This is a genomic window from Micromonospora sp. NPDC048935, assembly GCF_043197875.1.
In the GTDB taxonomy this organism is placed as follows: Bacteria; Actinomycetota; Actinomycetes; order Mycobacteriales; family Micromonosporaceae; genus Micromonospora.
Window position 1 is genome coordinate 101,464 of record NZ_JBICTZ010000010.1, and the last position, 23,722, is coordinate 125,185.

20 protein-coding genes and 1 pseudogene are annotated in these 23,722 nt (G+C 70.4%); 16 read left to right on the forward strand and 5 right to left on the reverse strand.

The window, feature by feature from the left end; translation table 11 throughout:
• Nucleotides 1-14: 14 nt before the first annotated feature.
• Entirely contained in the window at nt 15-1,421 is a 1,407-nt protein-coding gene (locus ACGFIW_RS25225) for an acyl-CoA synthetase (protein ID WP_393320304.1), read from the reverse strand.
• A gap of 482 nt (nt 1,422-1,903) precedes the next feature.
• On the opposite strand from ACGFIW_RS25225, the gene rph reads away from it, so the two are divergent.
• Together rph and ACGFIW_RS25235 are read left to right on the forward strand one after the other, a co-directional pair.
• The gene (gene rph / locus ACGFIW_RS25230; protein WP_393320307.1) at nt 1,904-4,504 is read left to right on the forward strand and encodes a rifamycin-inactivating phosphotransferase; all 2,601 of its coding nucleotides are present in this window, start codon (nt 1,904-1,906) and stop codon (nt 4,502-4,504) included.
• A gap of 59 nt (nt 4,505-4,563) precedes the next feature.
• Nucleotides 4,564-4,998 carry a VOC family protein gene (locus ACGFIW_RS25235; protein WP_393320310.1) on the forward strand — a complete coding sequence of 145 codons (435 nt, stop codon included), beginning with the start codon at nt 4,564-4,566 and terminating at the stop codon, nt 4,996-4,998.
• A gap of 28 nt (nt 4,999-5,026) precedes the next feature.
• On the opposite strand, the gene ACGFIW_RS25240 is transcribed toward ACGFIW_RS25235, so the two are convergent.
• Nucleotides 5,027-5,971: an acyltransferase domain-containing protein gene (locus ACGFIW_RS25240; RefSeq protein ID WP_393320313.1), complete on the reverse strand. Its 945-nt coding sequence runs from the start codon at nt 5,969-5,971 to the stop codon at nt 5,027-5,029.
• A gap of 290 nt (nt 5,972-6,261) precedes the next feature.
• Here ACGFIW_RS25240 and wrbA point away from each other — a divergent pair, with 290 nt between their 5' ends.
• From wrbA to ACGFIW_RS25270, 6 genes are all read left to right on the forward strand, one after another.
• Entirely contained in the window at nt 6,262-6,861 is a 600-nt protein-coding gene (wrbA, locus tag ACGFIW_RS25245; RefSeq protein WP_393320316.1) for an NAD(P)H:quinone oxidoreductase, read from the forward strand.
• 95 nt (nt 6,862-6,956) lie between these two features.
• The gene (locus tag ACGFIW_RS25250; RefSeq protein WP_393320319.1) at nt 6,957-7,748 is read left to right on the forward strand and encodes a GNAT family N-acetyltransferase; all 792 of its coding nucleotides are present in this window, start codon (nt 6,957-6,959) and stop codon (nt 7,746-7,748) included.
• Between the two features lie 49 nt (nt 7,749-7,797).
• A complete protein-coding gene (locus tag ACGFIW_RS25255; protein ID WP_393320322.1) occupies nt 7,798-8,535 on the forward strand; it encodes a tetratricopeptide repeat protein in 738 nt (245 codons plus the stop codon).
• A gap of 175 nt (nt 8,536-8,710) precedes the next feature.
• Entirely contained in the window at nt 8,711-8,983 is a 273-nt protein-coding gene (locus ACGFIW_RS25260) for a hypothetical protein (RefSeq protein ID WP_393320324.1), read from the forward strand.
• 43 nt (nt 8,984-9,026) lie between these two features.
• Entirely contained in the window at nt 9,027-9,323 is a 297-nt protein-coding gene (locus ACGFIW_RS25265) for a chorismate mutase (RefSeq protein WP_393320327.1), read from the forward strand.
• A gap of 55 nt (nt 9,324-9,378) precedes the next feature.
• Nucleotides 9,379-9,597: a hypothetical protein gene (locus ACGFIW_RS25270; protein WP_393320330.1), complete on the forward strand. Its 219-nt coding sequence runs from the start codon at nt 9,379-9,381 to the stop codon at nt 9,595-9,597.
• A gap of 126 nt (nt 9,598-9,723) precedes the next feature.
• Here ACGFIW_RS25270 and ACGFIW_RS25275 read toward each other — a convergent pair.
• Together ACGFIW_RS25275 and ACGFIW_RS25280 are read right to left on the reverse strand one after the other, a co-directional pair.
• Nucleotides 9,724-9,891 (reverse strand): annotated as a pseudogene (locus ACGFIW_RS25275) (Scr1 family TA system antitoxin-like transcriptional regulator); the annotation flags it as partial.
• Between the two features lie 48 nt (nt 9,892-9,939).
• Entirely contained in the window at nt 9,940-10,740 is an 801-nt protein-coding gene (locus ACGFIW_RS25280) for an IclR family transcriptional regulator (RefSeq protein WP_393320333.1), read from the reverse strand.
• A 160-nt stretch (nt 10,741-10,900) separates the two neighbouring features.
• Here ACGFIW_RS25280 and ACGFIW_RS25285 point away from each other — a divergent pair, with 160 nt between their 5' ends.
• The 6 genes from ACGFIW_RS25285 to ACGFIW_RS25310 all read left to right on the forward strand — a co-directional run bounded on the left by ACGFIW_RS25285 (nt 10,901) and on the right by ACGFIW_RS25310 (nt 17,915).
• Nucleotides 10,901-12,148: an ABC transporter substrate-binding protein gene (locus ACGFIW_RS25285; protein WP_393320336.1), complete on the forward strand. Its 1,248-nt coding sequence runs from the start codon at nt 10,901-10,903 to the stop codon at nt 12,146-12,148.
• Nucleotides 12,149-12,222: 74 nt separating this feature from the next.
• Nucleotides 12,223-13,176 carry a carbohydrate ABC transporter permease gene (locus ACGFIW_RS25290; RefSeq protein WP_393320338.1) on the forward strand — a complete coding sequence of 318 codons (954 nt, stop codon included), beginning with the start codon at nt 12,223-12,225 and terminating at the stop codon, nt 13,174-13,176.
• Nucleotides 13,173-14,003, forward strand: coding sequence for a carbohydrate ABC transporter permease (locus tag ACGFIW_RS25295; protein ID WP_393320341.1), 831 nt, complete (start codon nt 13,173-13,175; stop codon nt 14,001-14,003). The genes ACGFIW_RS25290 and ACGFIW_RS25295 overlap by 4 nt, the downstream gene beginning before the upstream one ends.
• A gap of 8 nt (nt 14,004-14,011) precedes the next feature.
• Nucleotides 14,012-15,193 carry a mandelate racemase/muconate lactonizing enzyme family protein gene (locus tag ACGFIW_RS25300; RefSeq protein ID WP_393320344.1) on the forward strand — a complete coding sequence of 394 codons (1,182 nt, stop codon included), beginning with the start codon at nt 14,012-14,014 and terminating at the stop codon, nt 15,191-15,193.
• A complete protein-coding gene (locus ACGFIW_RS25305) occupies nt 15,190-16,401 on the forward strand; it encodes a fumarylacetoacetate hydrolase family protein (RefSeq protein ID WP_393320347.1) in 1,212 nt (403 codons plus the stop codon). Before ACGFIW_RS25300 ends, ACGFIW_RS25305 begins: the two co-directional genes overlap by 4 nt.
• Before the next feature lie 2 nt (nt 16,402-16,403).
• Complete coding sequence (locus ACGFIW_RS25310) at nt 16,404-17,915, forward strand: aldehyde dehydrogenase family protein (protein WP_393320843.1); 1,512 nt, start codon at nt 16,404-16,406, stop codon at nt 17,913-17,915.
• Nucleotides 17,916-18,103: 188 nt separating this feature from the next.
• Here ACGFIW_RS25310 and ACGFIW_RS25315 read toward each other — a convergent pair whose 3' ends face one another.
• Complete coding sequence (locus tag ACGFIW_RS25315) at nt 18,104-19,627, reverse strand: alpha-N-arabinofuranosidase (RefSeq protein ID WP_393320350.1); 1,524 nt, start codon at nt 19,625-19,627, stop codon at nt 18,104-18,106.
• A 704-nt stretch (nt 19,628-20,331) separates the two neighbouring features.
• Between ACGFIW_RS25315 and ACGFIW_RS25320 the strand changes: the two genes are divergently transcribed.
• Nucleotides 20,332-21,327: a LacI family DNA-binding transcriptional regulator gene (locus ACGFIW_RS25320; RefSeq protein ID WP_393320845.1), complete on the forward strand. Its 996-nt coding sequence runs from the start codon at nt 20,332-20,334 to the stop codon at nt 21,325-21,327.
• Between the two features lie 151 nt (nt 21,328-21,478).
• Nucleotides 21,479-23,650, forward strand: a complete 2,172-nt coding sequence (locus ACGFIW_RS25325; RefSeq protein WP_393320353.1) for an alpha/beta hydrolase — start codon at nt 21,479-21,481, stop codon at nt 23,648-23,650.
• Nucleotides 23,651-23,722 lie beyond the last annotated feature (72 nt).

A 23,722-nucleotide genomic window follows, 5' to 3' on the forward strand; every position in this document is an offset into this window, starting at 1 on the left:
GCGGCCGGTGGGGGTCAGTCCGCCCGGAGCCGGCTCTTCTGCACCTTGCCCAGAGCGTTGCGCGGCAGGGCCTCGACAAGCCGCACCTGTCGGGGACGCTTGTGTGTCGACAACTGTCGGGCCACGAACTCGATCAGATCCGCCTCGTCGAGCGCGTCACCCACGACGTACGCCGTCACCTGTTGGCCGAGGTCGGGGTGGGGAGTCCCCACCACCGCGGCCTCCCGGACGCCGGGATGCGCCAGCAGCGCGTCCTCCACCTCCCCCGCGCCGATCCGGTAGCCGCCGCTCTTGATCAGGTCGGTGGCTGCCCGGCCGACGATGCGATGCCAGCCGTCCGGACCGATCGTGGCCACGTCACCGGTGCGGAACCACCCGTCCGTGGTGCGGGCGGCGGCGTCCGCGTCGGGCCGGTTCAGGTATCCGTCGAAGAGGGTCGGGCCGCACACCTCCAGCTCGCCCATCGCCACCCCGTCGGTGGGCATCGAGCGGCCCTGCTCGTCGACGACCCGGGTGCGTATCCCCGGCAACGGCAGACCGACAGCGCCCGGGTGGCGGGGGCCGTCGGCGGTGGCGCTCACCGTGATCAACGTTTCGGTCATCCCGTAGCGTTCGACGATCTGGTGCCCGGTGAGCCGGGTCAGGTCGGCGAAGACGGTCGCGGGCAGAGCCGCGCTGCCCGACACCAGCAGCCGCGCGGCCCTCAGGGCCCGGGCCGAGGTCTCGTCGGCGGCGATCCGGGACCAGATGGTGGGGACGCCGAAATAGAGGGAGCCGGCCGCCGCCGCGTACCGCTGGGGGCGGGGTTGGCCCACGTGGTGCAGCCGGCTGCCCACGCGCAGGGGGCCGAGCACCCCGAGCACCAGCCCGTGTACGTGGAACAGCGGCAGCCCGTGCACGAGCAGGTCGTCCGGCGTCCACTGCCAGGCCGCGGCGAGCCCGTCGAGGCAGGCGGCGATGGCGCGCCGGGAGATCGTCACGCCCTTCGGCGCCCCGGTGGTGCCGCTGGTGTAGAGAATCAGCGCGATGCCGGCCGGATCCGGCTCCGGATGGCTGGTGTCCGAACGGCGTGCCAGGTCGACCGGGATTGTCGGCAGCCCGTCGGGTGCCTCCTGGCGCTCCGCGTCGGCCGGCACGAGCAACGCACCGGGCGCCGAGTCGCGCAGGATGTGCTCCCGTTCCATCGGGCCGGCGTCCGGTGGCACCGGTATCACCGCCGATCCGGCCAGCAGCGCGCCGACGACGCCGACCACGGTGTGCAGGCTGGCAGTCGCGTCGATGGCGACACGGTCCACCCCGCGCAGGTCGTCGGCGACCGCGCCGGCGAGGCGCCGTAACTCCACCCAGGACGTCGCCCGGTCGTCGATCCGGATCGCGTCCGGGTGCTCGTCGGTCGACGCGAGCAGCCAACTCAGCAGCACAGGCAGGTGCCCCTTCTCGTCGTACCCCGCGGCGCGTCACCGGCGCACGACGGCCGGGCCCGGTGCGGGTCGCCGGGGGTGGCCGGTGCCCCGGCAGGCAACTGCCGGACGTTGTGAACCTAGTCCGACCCACCGGAGCGGACCACCCCTAACCCGGCGTCCGCCGCAGGTGCCCGGTGGGCTCGGAGGCGGTGGAAGGATCGCGGCCCGCGACGGCCGACAAAAGCAAAAGGCAAGGAGATCAGACTCCCTGCCACTTCTAACTTATACCGCACCGGTGGGCTTGCGGCAAGACCCTGGTCGTGCCGCAGAATCGGCGGCCGAACGCGGCGTCGACGAAGAGAACGAGGGCCTGACGTGGGTGTGTTGTCGTTGTACGGGGGGCGTGGCCATCGCGATCCGCGGACGGGAGTGGCGGTGCGGTTGCCCGCGACCGCGGCCGCCGCGGTGCGACGGAGCACGGTTACCCGGGAGGTGTGGCGATGATCGAGCAGTACGTGTTGGATCTTCGCGAGGTTGACCAGACGTCGGTCGCGCTCGTCGGCGGCAAGGCCGCGAACCTGGGCGGGCTGTCCCGGATCGACGGCATCCGTGTGCCGGCCGGCTTCTGCGTGACGACCGCCGCCTTCCGGCGGATCCTGGCGGACGCGCCGGCGATCGACGACCCGCTCGACCGGCTGTCGCGCCTGAGCCCGGATGATCGGGAGGCGATCGGTGCGCTCAGCGCGGAGGTCCGCCGCAGCATCGAGGGGACCTCCATCCCTGGCGATCTCGCCGCGGCGATCACCCGTCCGCTCGCCGTGCTCGGCGAGCGATCCCCCTACGCCGTGCGTTCCAGTGCGACGGCAGAGGACATGCCGACCGCCTCCTTCGCCGGTCAGCAGGACACCTACCTGAACGTCCTGGGCCCGGCGGCGATCCTCGAGCACCTCAGCCGGTGCTGGGCGTCGCTGTTCACCGAGCGGGCCGTGACCTACCGCCTGCGCAACGGCTTCGACCACCGCAGGGTCGGCATGGCCGTGGTCGTGCAGCAGATGGTCTTCCCACAGTCGGCCGGCGTCCTGTTCACGGCCGACCCCGTCACCGGCAACCGGAAGGTCGCCACCGTGGACGCGAGCTTCGGCCTCGGCGAGGCCCTGGTCTCCGGCCGGGTGAACCCGGACGTCTTCACGGTGCGCGACGGTGCCGTAACCGCCAGGACGGTCGCCGCCAAGCGGGTCGCCGTGCACGCCCTGCCGGCCGGTGGGACGCGGGAGGTGCCGGTCGATCCGCAGCGGCAGGAGCAGCCGGCGCTCACGGATGCGCAGGTCGTGCGACTCGTGCGACTCGGGCGACGGATCGAGGCGCATTTCGGTCGCCCCCAGGACATCGAGTGGTGCCTGGTCGACGACGACTTCCAGATCGTGCAGAGCCGGCCGATCACCACGCTCTTTCCCGTCCCCGCCGCCGACGACCAGGAGAACCACGTCTACCTCTCCGTCGGTCACCAGCAGATGATGACCGACCCCATGAGGCCGCTGGGGCTCTCCATGTGGCAGTTGACGGCCATGGCGCCGATGCTCGAGGCCGGCGGTCGACTGTTCGTCGACGCCACCCGGATCCTGTCCTCGCCCGCGAGCCGGGCCGGCTTCCTGAAGATGACGGACCGGATCGACCCACTGACCGGGGACGCGCTGGAGACGGTCCTGGGGCGCCCCGACTTCGTCGCGGCGCTCGCCGACAGCGGTCCCGCCGGTCCGCCGTCTCGCGGTGCGTCCGCCCCGATCGAGACCGATCCGGCCATCGTGACCCAACTGGTCGAGCGCAGCGAGGCGGCCGTCGCCGCCCTGCGGCACGACATCGCGGCGTTGAGTGGCCCGGCGCTGTTCGACTTCCTCGTGGAGGCGTTCACGGAGCACAAGCGCGCCCTCGGCGATCCGTTGAACATGCAGGTGATCATGGCGGGGATGGAGGCCACCTGGTGGCTCAACGACCGGCTGGGGGAGTGGTTGGGCGAGAGGAACGCCGCCGACATCCTCACGCTGTCCGCCCCCGGTAACGTCACGTCGGAGATGGGGCTCGCGCTGCTCGACGTCGCGGACGTGATCCGTCCGCATCCGGAGGTGGTGGCGTTCCTGCGAGGCGTCCAGGACGACGGCTTCCTGGACGAGCTGCCGAAGCTCGCGGGCGGGCCCGAGGCGCGCGATGCCATCGAGGCCTACCTCGACCGGTACGGCATGCGCTGCGTCGGCGAGATCGACATCACCAGGCCGCGGTGGCGTGAACGCCCCGCCACGCTCGTGCCGGTGCTCCTCGACAACGTCGCGAACTTCGCGCCGGGTGCCGCCCAGCGGCGTTTCGAGCAGGGGCGGCAGGAGGCGCAGAAGAAGGAGCACGAGGTGTTGACGCGCCTGCGGGCACTGCCGGACGGTGAGCAGAAGGCCGACGAGACCAAACGGATGATCGACCGGGTCCGGACCTTCGTCGGCTATCGGGAGTACCCGAAGTACGGCATCATCAGCCGCTACTTCGTCTACAAGCAGGCCCTGATGCGAGAGGCCGAGCGCCTCGTGCGGGCCGGCGTGCTCCGTGACCGGGAGGACGTCTTCTACCTCACGTTCCAGGAGTTGCACGACGTCGTGCGGGCGAACCAGGTGGTGGACGACGCGCTGATCCAGCGTCGCAGGGACGAGTTCCGGTCGTACCATGCGCTCACGCCGCCCCGGGTGCTGACCTCGGACGGCGAGGCCCTCACCGGGGCGTACCGGCGCGACGACGCGCCGGCCGGCGCGCTGATCGGCCAACCGGTCTCCGCCGGGACCGTCGAGGGGCGTGCCCGCGTCATCCTGGACCTGGCCCAGGCTCATGTCGAACCGGGCGACATCCTCGTCACGGCCCACACGGATCCGAGCTGGACGCCTCTCTTCGTCGCCGTCGCGGGCCTGGTGACGGAGGTCGGAGGGCAGATGACGCACGGCGCGGTGATCGCCCGGGAGTATGGACTGCCGGCCGTCGTCAGCGTGGTGGACGCCACCCGGCTGATTGCCGACGGGCAGCGGATCCGCGTACACGGCAGCGACGGGTACGTCGAGATCCTGTCCTGACCGACCAGGCGTCGGGGGCGACCGTCCGGCCGACCGCGCCATCCCTCTAGGGTGGAGGGATGGCGTCGGTCAGGCAGGTCCAGATCACCTTCGACTGCGCGGAGCCGGAGCGCGTCGCCCGCTTCTGGTCTGCGGTGTTGGGTTACGTCGTCCCGCCGCCGCCGAAGGGGTTCGCCACCTGGGACGACTTCGATCGGGCGCGGCCACCGGAGAAGCGGGGTGCGGCGTTCGCCTGTGCTGATCCCACCGGGGTGGGGCCGCGCCTGTATTTCCAGCGCGTTCCCGAGGGCAAGGTCGTCAAGAATCGGCTGCACCTTGACGTACGGGTCGGCACCGGCCTCGTCGGCGACGAGCGGCTTGGCGCACTGGAGGCCGAGTGCGCGCGACTTGTCGCGCTCGGTGCGACGCGCGTGCGGCTGCTCACCGCCGATGAGGACAACGAGTCGTGCCTCGTGATGCAGGACGTCGAGGGCAACGAGTTCTGCCTCGACTGAGCAGCAGCGGGCCGGCGGTCGGGTCGGGCTAGATGGAGAACCGGCCCCGGTGCCAGCGCCAGTGGCGGCCGGCCCGCAGGTGGTCGACGACCGCACGCTGGAGCACGGTGCCGCGCGGCAGTTGGTCGAGTGGTGTGGTCAGGGTGCGGAACGCGAACCGCAGCACCTCGACGTCGGCGTCGATGCCTTCCGGCTCCTCGTAGGGGTCCAGCTCGAAGCGCTGCTGGAACCGGATGATGTTGGACCCCTCGGGCAGGTACTCGCGCAACTGCGGGTCCAGCAGCCAGGAGCCGCAGGCGAACTCGGTGTGGTGCTCGTCGGGGAAGTGCCGTGGGAAGAACGCGCGGGCCTCGTCGAGGGACGCGTCGACGGCCGCCGGGGTCAGCGGCCCCGCCTCGGGGATGTGCAGATCGATGGCGGTGCCGCCGCGCTGGTGCTGTAGTCGGCCCAGCTCGTAGAGGCCGCCGCGGGCGTGCAGCGTCAGCCAGCTCTGCATGACCGGCCAACCCTCGCGGCGCATCCGCCTGTCGATCGCGAGGTTGCGGCCCAGGTCGGCCAGGGTCGCCCAGGACACGTCGTCGGCGATGCCGTGGTCGCGGTGGTATCCCCGGACGACGTCGACCAGGGCCAGGTACGCGTACACGTAGAGGTGCCGCCAGGCGGGGCCTCGGTCGCGCGGCAGCGCGGGGCCGGGTGGCAGCCAGCCGTGGCCTCCGAGATCGGCGAGGACCAGAGCGGTCGAGCGGTCGAGCAGCCACCGCAGCTCCGGAGTCCACAGTGGCGAGCCGGGGTCGGGCCAGCCGGCCATGATCTCGGCGGCGTCGTCCGGCCGTACGGCGAGTCGGTCGAGGAGCGCGGGCACGTCCGCCCTGGCGGGCAGCGGAGCCGACGGCCGGCTGCCGGCGAGGCGGTGTACGCGGTCGACATCCTCGACGGGCACCCCGAGTCTGTCGGCGGTGACGTCCAGATCCACGCGGTCGAGCGTACCGGCCGCGGGCTCGCCCGGTCGGCCGCCGGTTCTGCGGTCCGTGGTCGACGGCCGCCCGCGACGGGTTCGGGGGTGATCGACTCGGTTTGCTGAATGTCGGGGTGTCCGGGCCGGTCGGATGGCCCGGTTTTCTGCAAGCCGAGTCGATCGTGCGCGTCTGTCGGCATTTTCCGCCCGGCCGGGCCCCGGTGGCAAACCTCCGCTCCCGTTGCTAGAGTCAGATTGTTGCTAGCGCAAATTTATCGCCAGCAACTACTTCGAGAAGGGACCCTTCGATGGCCAAGCTCTCCGTCATCTACTACTCCTCCACCGGCACCATCCACGCCATGGCCCAGCGGCTCGCCGAGGCTGGCGAGAAGGCCGGCGCCGAGGTGCGCCTGCGTCAGGTTCCGGAGCTTGCCCCGGCGGAGGCCATCGCCTCCAACGCCGCCTGGAGCCAGCACTTCGACGCCACCAAGAACGAGGCGAAGGCGACCGCCGACGACCTCGTCTGGGCCGACGCGGTGCTGTTCGGCACGCCCACCCGGTTCGGCAACGTCGCCAGCCAGCTCAAGCAGTTCCTCGACACCCTGGGCCCGCAGTGGGCGCAGGGCCTGCTTGCCGACAAGGTGTACGCCGGCTTCACCGCGACCATGACCGCCCACGGTGGCCAGGAGTCGACGCTGCTGGCGCTCTACAACACGATCCACCACTTCGGCGGCCTGGTCGTCGCGCCCGGCTACACCGACCCGCTGAAGTTCGCGGACGGCAACCCGTACGGCGTCTCGCACGTGACCGGCGGCGGCAACGACGCCCCGCTGGGTGACGCTCAGCTCAACGCCCTCGACCACATGGTTCAGCGGGTCGTCAAGATCGCCAACAAGCTCACCGCCTGACCGCCCTCGCTGGGGCCGGTTTCCATCGATGGAAACCGGCCCAGGCATACTCGAACGCTTCCCGGGCTGGTCCGGGGGCCGCGGAGCTGGGGTCAGTGGCCCGCGGGCAACATGAGGGGGTTCCGATCAACACCATCGCCGAGCGGATGGCGGCGTCGTACTTCGACGCCACCAGGGGCCTCTGTGCGGTCACCCCGAAGGGTTGGTACGCCGAGCGGGGCACCGCCCGCGCGGCGCTGACCCACGCCGGGGTGGCGACGCTGAACGTGGCCTACGACACGACGCTCGAACCGGACCTCGTGGCGCTCGACGAGATGGCGGTCGAGGTCGGCAGACAGACCGCGCACTGGTCGATCATGGTTCGCGGTGAGGCGGACGACGAGGTCCGCGCTCTCGCGGCTCGACACGGGATGCTCCACCGCAGTCACCTGCCGATGCTGGCCTGCGGCGCGGAGGATGTCGTGTTCCGGGCCGACGCGAGGCGGCGAGAGTCGGTCCGCCGGGTCCGCGCGGCGGAGGCTGACCTCTACACCGACACCCTCACCCGGGGCTTCGAGGCGCCCGAGGGCATCTTCGGTCCACTGATGGGCGGCGGTGTGCTCGACGCCGACTCCATCACCGGTCACCTGGCCGAGGAGTCCGGTCGGCCCGTCGGCACCGGGCTCGGAATGTCGACCTCCGGCGTGGTCGGCGTGTTCAACATCGCCGTCGTGCCGTCCGCACGAGGCCGGGGGCTGGGCCGCGAGATCACGGAGGCCGTACTGCGCGATGGCATCGCGGCCGGCGCGGACGCCGCCTACCTGCAGTCGAGCGCGATGGGCCGGGCGCTCTACGAGTCGATGGGGTTCGGTCTCGTGGAGACCTGGACCGTCTTCACGGCGGGCTGACAAGCACACGTTCGCGCAGGATGACCGCAGCGGAGAGGGAAGCACAGACATGGGTTTCAGCGACGACGTCCGCTCGGCCTTTCGACGGGGCGAGACCGCCGCGGTGGTGCGGATGAGCGAGGCCGAGATCGACAGGGCTCGGGCCGCCGGCGACCCGGCGGGGGAGGTGGAGGCCCGCTACAGCCTCGCCCGGGTCGCCATCCGCGGCGGTGACCTCGCCGGTGGGGAGGCACGCGCCCGGGAGGCACTCGCGGTCGCGGTGGGAGCCGGCGATCGGAGCCTGGAGGAGCGACCCCGCCACGTGCTGGCCGCCGTGGCACGGATGTCCGGTGACCTGGCCCGCGCCCGGGAGCTCTACCGGGAGAGCATCGCGCTCAACGAGGCGCTGGGCCGGCCCGAGACCGTCAACTCGGAGACCCACAACCTCGCGTTCTGCGAGCTGGGCCTCGGCAATCTCGACGCGGCGGGGGCGTTGTTCGCCGCGAGTCGCGAGAGGGTCTTCCGCAACGACTGGGCGGGTTTCGTCCCGTACGTCTGCCTGGCGGGCGCCGCGCTCGCGTCGGCCCACGGCGACCACGCGCGGGCCGCTCGGTTGGTCGCCGTCACCGACGCCGCGTTCGCGGCACTGGGCCAGGTGCCGGATCCCGATGACGCGGCCGACCTGGCGGCCGTGCGGGCGGTCGCGGTCGACGCGCTCGGTCCGGACGGCTACGCCCAGGAGTACGCGCGGGGCCAGCGCCTCGAACCGCGGGCGGCGTTCGCCGACGGTGACGACTCCGGCGGCTGAGCTGGGTCAGGCGCCGGTCGACGGGGCGGCGGGGCGCACCGACGGGTGGTGGCGGAGCGTGGCGCGGAGCCCGTCGGCGTCGGGATGGCCGAGTGCGGCGAGGATGTCCAACGCCCGCAGCCAGGCGAGCCGAGCGGCCCCCCGGGTCGCCCGCCGCCTGGTGACTCTCCCCGGCGTGGGAGAGCGTGTCGGCCTCATTCCACTGCCATCGCAGCAATCACGAACAGGTCTCGCCGAGTCGCCCGGCTACGTCAACCTCGACAACTCGGCCGACAACTTCGAGCGCAACAGCAACGACTATTTCGGGCCATTCTCGTGGTTCGACATCGGCCGCCCCGATTTCATCGGCATCTACAAGGGAAGTAACGGTTCCGAGTGGTACCCGGAGCACGCGCAGATCTACGCGCGGTCGGGGACACCGCCGTGCTCGGCGTTCCCGGCGGGTTGACGGCGGTCCGCGCGTCCGACCCCGCTGTGCCACGATTCCCGGCATGACAGACACCGCGTCGGCGCTCGCCGACATCCGCGCCCAGATCGACGAGTTGGACGCGGCGCTCGTCGGGCTGCTCGCCCGGCGGGAGGCCCTGGTCCGGCGAGCGGCCCCGCTCAAGAGCGACAAGCAGGCGGTCCGTGCGCCGGACCGGGTCGCCCAGGTGGTTGCCCGGGTCCGCACGCTGGCGGACGAGGCCGGCGCGGACCCGGACCTGATCGAGCGCATCTACCGCGCCATGATCCATGCCTTTATCGACATGGAGACCGACGAACACCAGCGGCTCGGCGACGCCTGAACGCTCCGCCGCCAGCACGTGTTTGTGGCGACGGCCCGTCGGGCACAGAATGACCATGGCGAATGAACGAGTCAAGTCAGTCGGCGGCTACCTCATGCGACTTGTCGGCGGGGTGGCGGTCATCATCGGCCTGCTGGGCATCTTCGCGACCCTGGCCCAGGGCAACGTCACCGGGCTGGTCCTCAGCATCATCTTCATCGTGGGCGGTGTCGTCCTGCTCAAGCGGTCACCAGACCTCGGCCGAGCGGGTCGGAGGGAACGCGGACACGCGTGACCCTCCACGGCCACGCCATACGACTGAGACACGAAACAGGAAGGCCCGGGCCCCGAGTGTGGAGGCCGGGCCTTCCTGCGCTTCCGGGTCAGTGCCGCTTCTCTCCGGAGTTCCACTGATCGCCCCTATGCTCGCGGACACCAACTCGTCTGTCTCAGCAGGTGTCAGCGCCTCCCACGCGAGCGTGGCCCGCGCGTACGCCTCGGTCTGCAGTAGGCCCGGCACCCACGCGAGTTGGAATGCGCGCAGCGCGACCGCCTCCCGCTCGACGTCGACCCACCGCCGAAACCAGGCTCGAAACCTGGTGGTGGACCGCGCCCGGGTCGACCGGACGCTGAGGGGTCACCCGTCGGTCGATCGGCCATCCTTCGGCGCGGCCGGGCTCGGGGCGGACGGGGGTGTGTAGCCGAGTTCGTTGGAGATCTGGGTCGCGGTCTCCAGCAGGCGCGGCAGGTTGCCCTTCAGCTGGTCGAGGCTGGCGATGACCTCGATCGCGGTGATCGAGGCCGCGGCGATGACCTGGCCCCGGGAGTCCCTGATCGGCGCGGCGACGCACATCACGTAGGCGTCGTGCTCACCGTTGTCGGTGGCCCAGCCGTTGTCGCGGATGCGGGCGAGTTCGGCGTCGAGGGCATCGCGGTCGGTGAAGGTGGTGTCGGTGAATCTCTTGTAGACGACGTGGGAGAGTAGGCGGTCGCGTTCCTCGCGGGGGAGGTAGGCAAGGATCGTCTTGCCGACGGCGCTCGCGTAGATGGACACCGCCCGCCCGACCCGGGACGGCAGCTTGACGGCGTCGAACGCCGGGCTGTCCACCTTGTCGATATAGATGATCTCGTCGCCGGTCAACTGTGCCAGGTGTACGGTGTGGCCGGTCTCGCGTTGCAGCGCCCGCAGGTGTGCGGCGGCGGGCTGGCGGAGGTCCATCGAGCCGAGCGCGAGCTCGGACAACTCGATCAGGCCGCTGCCGAGCACGTAGGTGCCCGCGCCGGTCCGCCGGACGAAACGCGCGGACTCCAGTGTCTGCAGGATGCGCAGGGCTGTGGACTTGTGGACGCCGAGCACCTCCGCAGCCTCCGTGAGGGACAGCGGGTGCTCTGCGGATCGACGGATGAGGTCGATCGCGCGGCGGATCGATTGCGCCAAGGCCGTGCCTCCCTCGCGCGACGGTCGGGCCGTCGCTGTCATTGCACATTATGCAATATGGATGACGCCATGTGCAATCGCCTCTTGACACCGTTGCGCATGGCGCTACGATCGTTGCAATTTCACCCAGATGAGGCTGTCTCGTAACACTGGAGTAACAATGGGTAACCAGCGCGCTCGCTTCGGCATCGCCAGGGCGACATGTGCCCTCGGCTTGGTCGCCGCTCTCCTGACCGGTTGTGGCTCCGGCGGCGATTCGGGGGACGGTGTCACCAAACTGACCTTCGCCGCCTCGACCTTCGGCGATCCGGGTCGCGGACCTCTGCTGACCAAGTGGCTCGACGAGTTCAACGCGAGCCAGACCAAGGTCCAGGTCTCCGCCGCCGCGGTCCCGTACCCGACCTTCGGTCAGACGGTGCTCACGCAGATGGGCAGCGGTAAGGGCCCCGACCTGGTCCGCTTCGACATGCCCGAGTTCGAGGCCGCCTCGGACGCCGGCCTTGTCGCACCGCTGGACAAGGTGATCGACGCCGGCAAGTACGACCTGCTCAAGCAGCCCGACCAGTTCATGGTCCACGACGGTGTCCGGCACGGCATCATCTTCGAGGCGTCGAACTACGCGATGTTCTACAACGCGGACCTGATCCCGACGCCCCCGACCACGTACGAGCAGTTCGCCTCCACCGCCAAGTCGCTGACCAAGGGCGACGTCTTCGGCCTGGCGTTCCGCCAGACGGAGGCCGAGGAGGCCGGCGTGTGGCAGGACATCTTCAACTACGTCTACGGCTTCGGCGGCGCGTGGTCCGACGGCAAGAACCTGACAATCAACTCGCCGGCGAACCTCAAGGGTCTACAGGCGTTCAAGGACCTGTACGACGCGAACGTGATCCCGCGCGGAGCGGACGCGGCGACGTTCCGGCGGATGTTCGCCGAGGGCAAGGTCGGCATGGAGCTCAACAACGGCGGCTACGTGACCGCCACCCGTGGCCAGAACGCGAAGCTCAACTTCAGTGTCGCGCCCATCCCGTTCCCCGTTCGCAAGCAGGGCGCGATCCTGGCGCCGATCGTGATCAACGAGGCGAGCGAGGGCAAGGACGAGGCCGCCACCTTCATCAAGTGGGCGCTGGAGCCGCAGAACCAGGTCAAGCTGCAGGAGATCCTCGGCGCGAGCAGCGTCGCCACCACCACGCAGCGCAGCGCGGAGACGCTCAAGGCGACCCCGTTCCTGCCCGTCTTCGACGGACTCACCGAGACCAGCCTGCCGCAGATCGTCCTCGGGTTCGAGGCCAAGACGCCGGACATCCGCAAGGTGGTCGTGCAGAACGTCGTCGCGGCCCTGCAGGGTAAGACCGACCTGAAGTCCGCACTGGACCGCGCCCAGCAGCAGGCGACCGACCTGGTCCGCTGACCGCTCGACACGGCGACGCTGCCGGCGCGACGCGAGGTGCGCCGGCAGCGTCCTTCCCAGAAGGATCGAACCCGATGACTGTGGTCGAGCAGACCGGAGCACCGAAGACAACACCCCGGCCCGGGGCCGGGCGTCGGCCCAGCCCGTTGGGCAGCAGGTGGACGCCGTACCTGTTCCTGGCACCCGCCGCACTGTTCATCCTCGTCTTCCAGGCGGTGCCCCTCGTCCAGGAGGTGTACCTCAGCTTCACCCGGACGAGGCTGCTCAACCCGACCAAGAGCGAGTGGGTCGGGCTCGACAACTTCAACCGGATCTTCGGCGACCCCGAGTTCCACCGCACCCTGCTGATCACGGTCGTCTACGTGCTCACCTGCGTGGTGGTCGCGATCGGTGCCGGGCTCGTCGTCGCGCTCCTGCTGAACGGGAAGTTCCGGGGCCGTGGTGTGGCGCGGGCGCTGGTGACCGTCCCCTGGGCCGCGCCCGGCATCGCGGTCGCGCTCATCGCCACCTGGATGCTCAACGCGCAGTACGGGATCGTGAACCGGTTCCTCGACGCGGTGGGACTCGGGGTGCCGGGCGGCGCGATCCTGGACAGCCCGCGGTACGCGCTTCCGGCGGTGCTCGCGACGACCATCTGGCAGCTGTTCCCGTTCACCTCGGTGGTGTTGCTCTCCGCGTTGCAGTCCGTTCCGCAGGACCTCAACGAGGCCGCGACCGTGGACGGCGCGGGACGCTGGGCCACCTTCCGCGCCGTCACCTGGCAGGTCATCAAGCCGACCGTGGGGCTTCTGGCGCTGCTGATGACGATCTGGTCGCTGCGGCGGTTCGAGCTGATCTGGCTGATGACCAAGGGCGGGCCGGTCGGCGCCACCGAGACGCTCGTCATCGACCTCTACTCGCAGGCGTTCGACTCGAAGGAACTCGGATCGGCGGCGGCCATCGGAATGGTCGGCGTCGTCATCTCACTCATCGTCGTCATCGGCAGCCGACTGGTCGCCCGTGCCGTGGAGAAGGAGCACGCCCGATGAGGCGCTTCCGTTTCGGTGTCACCGCACGGATCGTCGCCGTGCTCGTCGTACTCGGTGTCGCGGTGTTCCCGCTGTACTGGATGTTCGTCACGGCGCTGTCGAGCAACAGCGACCTCTTCGCCGACCAGCCCCGGCTCACGCCGGACCTCGGCCAGTTCGGGGTGTTCGTCGACGCGCTGGCCGAGGGCAAGGCGGCCGGCTGGCTGCTCAACAGCCTCATCATCGCTGTCGGCACGATGGTCGTCTCGGTCGGCCTGGGCATCCCGCTCGGCTACGCGCTGTCCCGGTTCTCGTTCGCCGGCAAGGCCGTGTTGACAGTCGTGCTGCTGTTCACGCAGATGCTGCCCGAGGCGCTCATGGTCGTGCCACTGTTCGCGCTGTTCCGCCGATTCGAACTGCTCGACTCGCTGACCGGCCTCGTCCTGGTGAACTCCGCCTTCGTCCTGCCGATCGTCGCGCTGATCCTCAAGGGCGCGATCGACGGCATCCCGAAGGAGTTGGAGGAGGCGGCCCGCGCCGACGGCGCCCGGCCCTTCACCACCCTGACCCGCATCAACGTGCCGCTGATCGCGCCGTCGATCGCGGCGACCGCGGTCATCGCCTTCTTCCACGCCTGGAACGAGTACGTGTTCGCCGTGACGTTCATCTTCAACCCGGACCTGCAGCCGGCCTCCGTCGGCATCGCGAACTTCATCGGTGAGCTGGGCACGCCGATCCAGACGGTGATGGCCGTCGCCTTCCTGTTCACGCTGCCCGCCGTCGCCTTCTACCTGCTGGTGCAGAAGTACGTGGTGTCCGGCATGACCGCCGGCGCGGTGAAGGGTTGAGCCGAAAAATGAAGATCGTCTCCATCGACACACTTGTCGTCGACTTCTACCGCACCAACCTCGTCATCGTGCGCGTGCACACCGACGCGGGGATCGTCGGGCTCGGTGAGGCCACCCTGGAGGGCAAGGAAAGGGCCGTCCAGGGCGCCATCGCCGAGCTGGCCGAGGCCGTCGTGGGCCTGGACCCGACACGCATCTCGAAGATCCTCTACGAGACCGCGCGGGACTGGTACTGGCGCGGCGGCCCGGTCATCATGACCGCGTTGAGCTCGCTGGAGATGGCCCTGTGGGACATCTCGGCGCGCGACCTCGGTGTCCCGGTCTCCCGGCTCCTCGGCGGCGCGACCCGGGACCGGGTGCGGGCGTACGCGAACGGCTGGTTCTCCGGCGCCGTCACGCCGGAGGACTTCGCTGCCGCCGCGCGCCGGACTGTGGAGTCCGGCTTCCGCGGCCTCAAGTGGGACCCGTTCGAGAACTACGACCTGACCATCACCACGGCGCAGTTGGATCGGGTGCTCGCCCAGATCGACGCCGTCCGTGGCGCGGTGGGCCGTGAGGTCGAGCTGTTCGTCGAGGGGCACGGTCGCTTCGACGTCCGCCACGCGATCAAGGTCGCGAGGGAGATCGCCCAGTTCGACCCGGTGTGGTTCGAGGAGCCGTGCCCGCCGGACAACCTCGACGCACTCGTGGACATCCGCCGCGCGTCGCCAGTGCCGATCGCGGCGGGGGAGCGGTGGTTCGGTCGGCAGGGCTTCGCGCCCGCGCTCGCCCGTCAGGCCGTCGACTTCGTCCAGCCCGACGTGACCCACGCCGGCGGGATCGCCGAGCTGGCCTTCATCGCGACGCTCGCGGCGACCAGCTACGTGGGGTTCGCGCCGCACAACCCGAGCGGCCCCCTCAGCACCGCCGCGACGCTGCAACTCGGGGCGACACTGCCCAACTTCCGGTACCTGGAGATCATGGCGACGGACGTGCCGTGGCGACCCGAGATCACCAACGAACGGCTGGTGCTGACCGCCGACGGCGACGTGCTCATCCCGACCGGGGTCGGACTGGGCATCGAGTTGGACCTCGACGCGATCGAGCGGCACCCGTTCACACCGCATCCGCTCCGGATGTTCCAGGACGCCGTCTTCGACATCCGTCCGCGCGACGAGCGATCCTTCTTCAACCTGGAGAGCGGCTCATGACGGTGCCCCAGCCCCGGCGGCAGCCCGCCGGGGCGGACTGGTTCGGGACCGCCGCCGAGGCGCTCCCGGACGACGCCGACGACAGCGTCCTCATCGGCCGGATCTGGGACCCGGCCGGTGACGGCCCCTCACCCGTGACCGTCCGGGACGGTCAGGTCATCGACCTCAGTCAGCGGTTCCCCACCGTCCGGGACATCTGCGAGCTGCCCGACCCCGCCGCGACGGTCTCCGGGCTCGACGGGCCGCGGCTGGGCGACTTCGGCGAGATCCTGGCCAACACCGCCGCCGCGACCCGCGACCACACCCGGCCCTGGTTGCTCGCTCCGGTCGACCTTCAGGCTCTCAAGGCCGCTGGCGTGACCTTCGCCGTCTCGATGATCGAACGCGTCATCGAGGAACGGGCCCGCGGAGACCTGGCGCTCGCGGCGGACATCCGGCACCGGATGCTCGCCGACATCGGCGCCGACCTGCACAGCCTGACTCCGGGCTCGGTCGAGGCCGACCGGCTCAAGAGCCTGCTGATCGCCGAGGGCATCTGGAGTCAGTACCTGGAGGTGGGGATCGGGCCGGACGCCGAGATCTTCACCAAGGGGCAGGTCCTCTCCGCCGTCGGCACCGCCGTCCCGGTGGGGGTGCTCGCCGCGTCGACCTGGAACAACCCGGAGCCCGAGGTCACGCTGATCGTCCAGTCCAGCGGCCGGATCGTCGGCGCCACCCTCGGCAACGACGTGAACCTGCGCGATGTCGAGGGCCGCTCGGCGCTCCTGCTTCCCCTGGCGAAGGACAACAACGCCTCGTGCGCCCTCGGCCCCCTGATCCGGCTGTTCGACGAGCGGTTCGACCTGGAACGGGTGCGCGAGCTTGAGGTGAGCCTGGACATCCACGGCGTGGACGGCTTCCACCTGGAGGCGGTCTCGGAGATGACCCGGATGTCGCGCGACCCGGCGGAGCTGGTGCGGCAGTTGCTCGGCCCGCACCACCGCTATCCCGACGGCGCCGCCCTGATGCTCGGCACGATGTTCGCGCCCACCCAGGACCGGGACCGCCCCGGCGAGGGCTTCACCCACAAGATCGACGACGTGGTACGGATCGGCTGCCCGGCTCTCGGCACCCTTGTCAACCGGGTGCGGCACGCCCAGGAATGCGAGCCGTGGCAGTTCGGCGTCCGGGATCTGATGGGCAATCTGGCAAGGAGAGGACTGCTGTGAACATGGTCAGCACTGTCGACCCACGCGACGGTCGACGTCGTACGACGGAACTCAGCGAGACCGACGAACCTCGGCTGGAGGCGATCGCCAGCCAGGCGTCGCAGGCCGCGAAGTGGCTGTCCGGCCTGGGCAGGCACGGCCGGGCGGACCTGCTGGACGCGATCGCCACGTCCCTGGAGGCCCGCCGCGGGGACCTGGTCGCGGCGGCGGAGGCGGAGACCGGTCTGAGCCACGCGCGACTCGACCAGGAACTCACCCGGGCGGCGATCCAGTTCCGGATGTTCGGTGACGTGCTGCGCGACGGGGGCTACCTCGAGGCCGCCATCGACCACGCCGCCGACACACCGCTCGGACGCGGCCCGGACCTGCGGCGGATGCTCGTACCCCTCGGGCCGGTGGCCGTCTTCGGAGCCAGCAACTTCCCGTTCGCCTTCTCCGTGGCGGGTGGTGACACCGCCGCCGCGCTCGCCGCGGGCTGTCCCGCGGTCCTGAAGGCCCACCCGTCGCACCCGTTGACCTCACACGCCTCGGCCGCGGCCATCGCGGCGGCCGTCCGCGACCTGGGCGGGCCCGACGGCGTGCTCGCGACGGTGTACGGCGAGCAGGCCGGCCGCGCGCTGGTGCGCCACCCCGCGATCCGCGCGGCCGCCCTGACCGGCTCCGTCAGCGCCGCCCGTGCCATCCAGGCGGCCATCGACGAACGCCCCGATCCCATTCCCCTCTACGCCGAGCTGAGCAGCGTGAACCCGATCGTCGTCCTGCCCGGCGCGGCCGCCGACCGGGCAGAGCAGATCGCCGAGGGGCTGTTCGCCTCCTTCACCAACTCGGGCGGCCAGCTGTGCACGAAGCCCGGGCTGGCCTTCGTCCCGTCCGATCCGAACGGTGCGCGCCTGGTCGACACGCTGCGGGCGAAGGTCGCCGCCACCGGCGGTGCGGTCCTGCTCAACGACCGCATCCAGGCCGCGTACGAGAAGCAGGCGGCAGCGTTCGAGCAGGCCGGCGCTCGGGTCTCGGCGCGAGCGCAGATCGACGCCGACGAGGGTTTCCGCGTCGCACCGGCGCTCCTGGAGGTCGACCTGCCGGGCCTCACGGCCGAGATCGCCGACGAGTGCTTCGGCCCGCTCATGGTCGTGGTGCGCTATGACGACGTCGCCGCGCTCGACGCCGTGCTGGCGACCCTCCCCCCGTCGCTGACCGGTTCCCTGCACCGTGGACCCGACGACGACTCCGGTGTCGTACGCCGGCTCGTCGACAGCTTCGCCGACCGCTCGGGCCGTATCGTCTTCGACGGCTATCCCACAGGCGTCCGGGTGTCGTGGGCCCAGCACCACGGCGGACCCTGGCCCTCGACGAACGCCGTGCACACCTCCGTCGGCGCCACCTCGATCCGGCGCTTCCTGCGCCCGCTGGCCTGGCAGGACGCCCCGGTCTGGATCCTTCCCGAGGAACTACAGGACGGCTACACCGCCATTCCCCGGCGGGTCGACGGGAGGTTGGAGCAGACGGTGCGATAGCGACGCCGACCGTCCGTGGTGGTGTGAACGCCCCGGTGGTCACCCACTTCCGGTCTTCGATGCTTCTCACCGCGCGCCGGTCGACGCTCGGGTAGCACCGGGCCCGACCCCCTCCCCGGTGCGGTGGGAAGAACCCCGGCCGCCACCCCTGGTGACAGGAGTGGCGGCCGGGGCGCCGTCTCAGCCGGTCACGGGGTCGCTGCCGTGGCGCGCAGTCGCAGCATCGTCCAGGACGCGGGCGGCAGCGTCAGCCGGACGTCCGCGTCGGCCTGTCGCGCCGTGTCGTTGGGCCGCGGCTCGGCGTGGTCCGGGCCGTCGGCCGTGTTCTTGGCGGCCAGGTCGGTGCCGCCGACGGTGACGCACTCGATGATCCCGCTCAGTTGGGCGCCGCTGACGTCGACGGTCACCTCGGCCGGGGTGTCGGTGTCGCGGTTGACGAGGAACACGGTCAGCTCACCGGTGCTGTCGTCCCAGGTGGAGACCGCGTCGACGGCCACCACGTCACCGTGGCGGTCGGTGGTCGTCGTGCTGCCGTCGCGGAGCACGTCGAGCACCGCTCCCCGGGCGTGCCGGGCGGTGCGGGCGAACGGGTGGAAGATGGTCTGCCGCCAGGCCGAGCCACCGGGCTCGGTCATGATCGGTGCGATGACGTTCACCAGTTGCGCCTGACACGCCGCCGTCACGCGGTCGCTGTGGCGCAGCAGGCTGATGAGCAGGCCACCGACGACGACGGCATCGGCCACGCTGTAGTGATCCTCCAACAGCGGCGGCGCGACCGGCCAGTCCTCGCCGCTCGGCGGCGTCGAGGGGGCGGCGGACTGGTACCAGACGTTCCACTCGTCGAACGCGATCATGATCTTCTTGGTCGACCGGCGGATCGCACCGACCGAGTCGGCGATGGCCGTGACGGCGTCGATGTACCTGTCCATGTCCTCGGCGGAGGCGAGGAAGCTGGGCAGGTCGTCGTCGACCGGCTGGTAGTAGGCGTGCAGCGAGATCAGGTCGACGTCGTCGTACGCCTCGGTGAGCACGTCGCGTTCCCAGCTGCCGAACGTGGGCATGCCGAGGTGGGACGAGCCGCAGGCGACGAGCTCGAGGTCGGGATCGAACCGGCGCATCGCCTTCGCGGTCTGCGCGGCGAGACGCCCGTACTCGGTCGCGCTGCGCTGGCCCACCTGCCACGGGCCGTCCATCTCGTTGCCCAGGCACCACAGCCGGATCCCGTACGGGTCGACCGCGCCGTTGTCGCGTCGCCTGTCGGCGAGGTGGCTGCCAGCGCGGTGGTTGGCGTACTCGAGGAGGTCGACCGCCTCGGCGGTGCCCCGGGTGCCGAGGTTGACCGCCATGATCGGTTCGAGGTCGGCCTTGCCGAGCCAGCGGATGAACTCGTCGAGCCCGAATGCGTTGGTCTCCAGGCTGTGCCAGGCGAGGTCGAGCCGGGCCGGCCGTTGGTCGACCGGGCCGACGCCGTCCTCCCACCGGTAGGAGGAGACGAAGTTGCCACCCGGATAGCGGATGGTGGTCACGCCCAGCTCCCGAACGAGTGCCAGAACGTCGCCCCGGAAGCCGTCGGCGTCGGCCGTCGGGTGGCCCGGCTCGTAGATGCCGGTGTAGACGCAGCGACCCAGGTGCTCCACGAACGAGCCGAAGAGTCGACGCGGCACCGGCGCGACGCGCCGACGTGGGTCCAGGCTCAGGCGCGCGGTGTGCACGGCGCCTCCCCGGTGACCATCGGCGCGATCCCGGCCGGCCGGGCGGGCAGCCCGTGGCGGTGGGGGAGTGGACAGCCACTGCCGGCCACGTGTTCCGGCGGGTTGTCGAGGTGGGGGTTCAGGACGGGCTCCCTTCGTGGAGGCCCCGACGCCGGGATCTCTGCCACGGCAGCGGAACCGAGGGGGTGGGGGCGGTGCGAGGTCTGGACATCGTGGTGGCGGTCGATTACCTTCTCGATCTATGTAAACGTTACCGATTACGTTTACGGTAGGGAACACGACGCCAACCATCAATGTTGGCCCGGCCGGGTGACCACTGTCGAGGTGGCGACCGGTGGCACCGGAACGGATCCACCGCCACGGCGCACCGGACCGGTTATCGATAGACGCATTCCGCGTCGCCGTTTGCCTCGTCGTCGGGTGGAATCGATTCCGACGGCGTGCGTCCTCCATTCTCCCGAGGCGGACGACCGCGAACGCCGGCTCTCCCTTCGGCCTGGAGAGTGACAGTCGGCCACATTGTCGTGACGGCCCTCGTCGGTCCATCGTGGTGCGCAAGTGTCCTGGTAGGACAGTTGTCACCGGGTTCGCAGGTCTTGTGCTCGATACCTCTGTCGGTTACGTTGGCAACACCCTGGAAACGTAACCGATAACGATTGCAGTCCAGAGGGAGCGGCATGATCGAGGTCAATGCGCCCGCGACAATGAGTGATGTGGCACGGGTTGCCGGCGTTTCCACGGCCACCGTCTCCCGCGTGGTCAACGGCCATTACGGTGTCAGTGCCCGCACGATCGCTCAGGTCCGTTCGGCCATCGAGCAACTCGGCTACGAGTCGAGTCTGGTGGCCACGAGCCTTCGGCGCAGCCGCACCAACGTCCTGGGCCTCGTGACGCACAGCTTCCAGTCGTACACGGCGGAGGTGCTCAAGGGGGCGATGAAGGCGCTGAGTCGCTCCGGCTTCGACCTGATCATCTACGCCAACAGCGACCTCTACGGATCGTATTCGGAGGGCTGGGAGAAGCGGCACGTGACCCGCCTGTCGGGCACCCTCACCGACGGGTGCATCGTCGTCACACCCTGGGGCGAGGTGCAGAGCCGGACGCCGATCGTGGCCATCGACCCGGTGCGCGGCTCGACGGCGCCCTCGGTGACTGCCGACAACCTCGCGGGCGCGACCACCGCCGTCGCGCACCTCCTGGGCCTGGGCCACCGACGCATCGGGTTCATCGCGGGGCGATCCAGCCTTGCGGCGGCCTGGTCGCGGGAGGAGGGATACCGGGCGGCGCTGATCGCGGCCGACGTCCCGATCGATCCGACGCTGATCGGCGAGGGGGATTTCAACCCCGAGTCGGCGGTCCCGCTGGCGCGCGCCCTGTTGCAACGGTCGGACCCGCCAACGGCGATCTTCGCGGCGAGTGACGGCATGGCCCTCAAGGTGCTGGAGGTCGCCGCGGAGTTGGGGATCTCGGTCCCCGGGGACCTGTCCATCGTCGGATTCGACAACATCCCGGAGTCGGCGTTGACCGAGCCGGGGCTGACCACCGTGGACCAGTCGATGTACCAGCTCGGGTACGAGGCCGCGCGCATGTTGAAGTCGCTGGTCACCGGCGAGTGGGAGGGGCCGCGTCAGGTCGTGCTCCCGACCAGCCTGGTCATCCGTGGGTCGAGCGCGCCACCACGAGGCACGACACGAGGGTGACCGAGGCCCGCCGCACCGCGTGACCCCGTCAGGTGCGCCAGTGGCAGGACGGCGAAGGAGGTGTGCACCGCAGACCCACGGCGAGATCCACCGATGAGTTGAGCCGGCCAGTCGGGTCGCAGCCGCTGCCGGCGCAGGAGAGGAGTGGAGCGTGACAACCGAAACGTACCACCGGCGTTCACGCCGATCGGGCGTGCGCCGGCTCTCGGCGGTGTTCGCCGCCGGAGTCATGGCGGCCGCGACTGTTCTGCTCGCGCCGCAGCCGGCCGCGGCGGAGACGCCGTGGCTGGACGTCTCTGCGGATCGCTACGCCTCGTTCACCGTTCCCGCGGCGTACATCCAGGAGCAGTTGGGCACGGTGTCGCAGGTCGTCGTCGAAGGCAACATCGGCCCCTCCGCGGCGTGGGCGGAGTTTGGTCTGACCCGGCGTGGCGACGTGTGGGCGGGCATTCTCGGCCCGCTCAAGCCGGGGCTCTACCAATACCAGCTCACCGCCGACGACACCAAGAGCCTCAAGGATCCGACGAACAGCACAGGTGTGGCGTCCAACCCCCTCCTGAGCACCTTCCTCGTCGCGGGCGACTCGGCGCGGTGGCTGGCGGACGCGCCGCCGGGCACCGGCGGCAGGGTCGAGACCCTGACCTACCGGACCGGGAGCGGGCAGCGGTCGGCCCTGGTCTGGACACCACCGGGGTACGCGGCCAAGGGCCCCGGGGGCTACCCGGTGCTCTATCTGCAGTCGGGTGAGGACGTGCCCGCCACCGACTGGCTCGATCTCGGCCGGACCAGGCAGATCCTCGACAACCTCTCGGCCGAGGGCGCCAGCAGGCCGATGGTGGTCGTGATCAACGACGCCGACGGCGCGGATGGCAGGGAGCTTCGCAAGGCGGTCGCCGACAGGTACCGAATCCTGCGCGACCCGGCGCACCAGGCGATCGCGGGCGTGTCCGACGGTGCGACGCAGGCGCTGAGAGCCGCCGTCGCCACTCCTGGCCAGTTCGCCCACGTGGGCTGGTTCTCAGGCCACGCGGCACCGACCGTCGACCGGGAGGACGCCAGGGCGGTCAACCGCGCGGTGAAGCTGCTGCGCCTCTACACGGGCAACGTGACAGATCCCGCGTACAACACCACCTACCGCCTGATGCGGGCGTTGGACCGGGCCGACGTCAGGTTCGAGTTCGACGGGGTCAACCCGGACGGCGGCGCGAACTGGCAGACCTGGCAGGAAAATCTGGTCGACTTCGTGCCGCGCCTGTTCCGGCACGTGGCGGACCACGGCCCGAGCCCCGGTCACCGGCCGTTGACGGGGGAGTTCGCCCCGCCGCCGGCCGGCACCACCCCGACGCCCTTCGTCACCAGGGACGGGTTCGTCACCTTCGAGACCACCACCGACTTCACGGACGCCCAGCACGTCACGGTATGGGCGAACATCGCGCCGGGCGGCAGTTGGCTGCGCGTGCCGCTGACCCGTGAGGGTGACCGGTGGCGAGCGACAGTGGGTCCGCTGAAGCCCTGGTTCTACTACTACCGGCTCATCGTGGACCGGGTCGCGGTCAAGGACGTGGCCAACCCGACGAAGGTGACCACCGAATCGACGTGGAGCACCTTCCTCCTCCCCGGGCCGGGCGCCCGGCTGCTGTCGGATGTGCCCGCCGGCCGGGGCGGCACGGTCCAGAGCATGACCTATCTGAGCACCGTGGCGGGTCAGGAGCGCACCGCGCTGGTGTGGACACCACCCGGATACGACCCGGCCCGGCCGCAGCCGTATCCGGTGCTCTACCTCCAGCACGGCGGCGGCCAGAACTACACCGACTGGGTCGAGATGGGCCGCGCCAAGCAGATTCTCGACCACCAGTTCCTCGACGGCGACCTCACGCCCATGGTCGTCGTGATGGGCAACGGCAACTCGTCCAACTTCAACAGGGAGTTGCTGGAGAACATCGTGCCGACGGCCCGCGCTCGCTACCACGTCTCCAGCGAGTCGTCGCAGCAGGCGATCGCCGGCCTGTCGATGGGCGGCGGGCAGGCGCTGGGGGTGCTGCGGGCCTACCCGGGTGAGTTCGCCTATGTCGCGGCACTGTCGGCCGGGTTCGGCAGCGGCACGGGCGTCGACGTCGAGGCGATCAACAACGGGACCAAGATGCTGCGCCTGTACGTCGGCGACCAGACCGACTTCGTGTACCCGAGCTTCATGGCGTCCCTGACCACGTTGAACACCCTCGGTATCCGCTACGAGTTCGACGGGGTGACCCCCGGGCCGCACGGCTGGGACGTGTGGCAGAAGAACCTCATCGACCTGGCGCCGCGTCTGTTCAAGCGCTAGGAGCAGCGTGTCCGGCGGCGCCACCGGGAGCGGGGCTTCCCGCGCCCGGTGGCGCCCGCCGAGCAGGAGAAT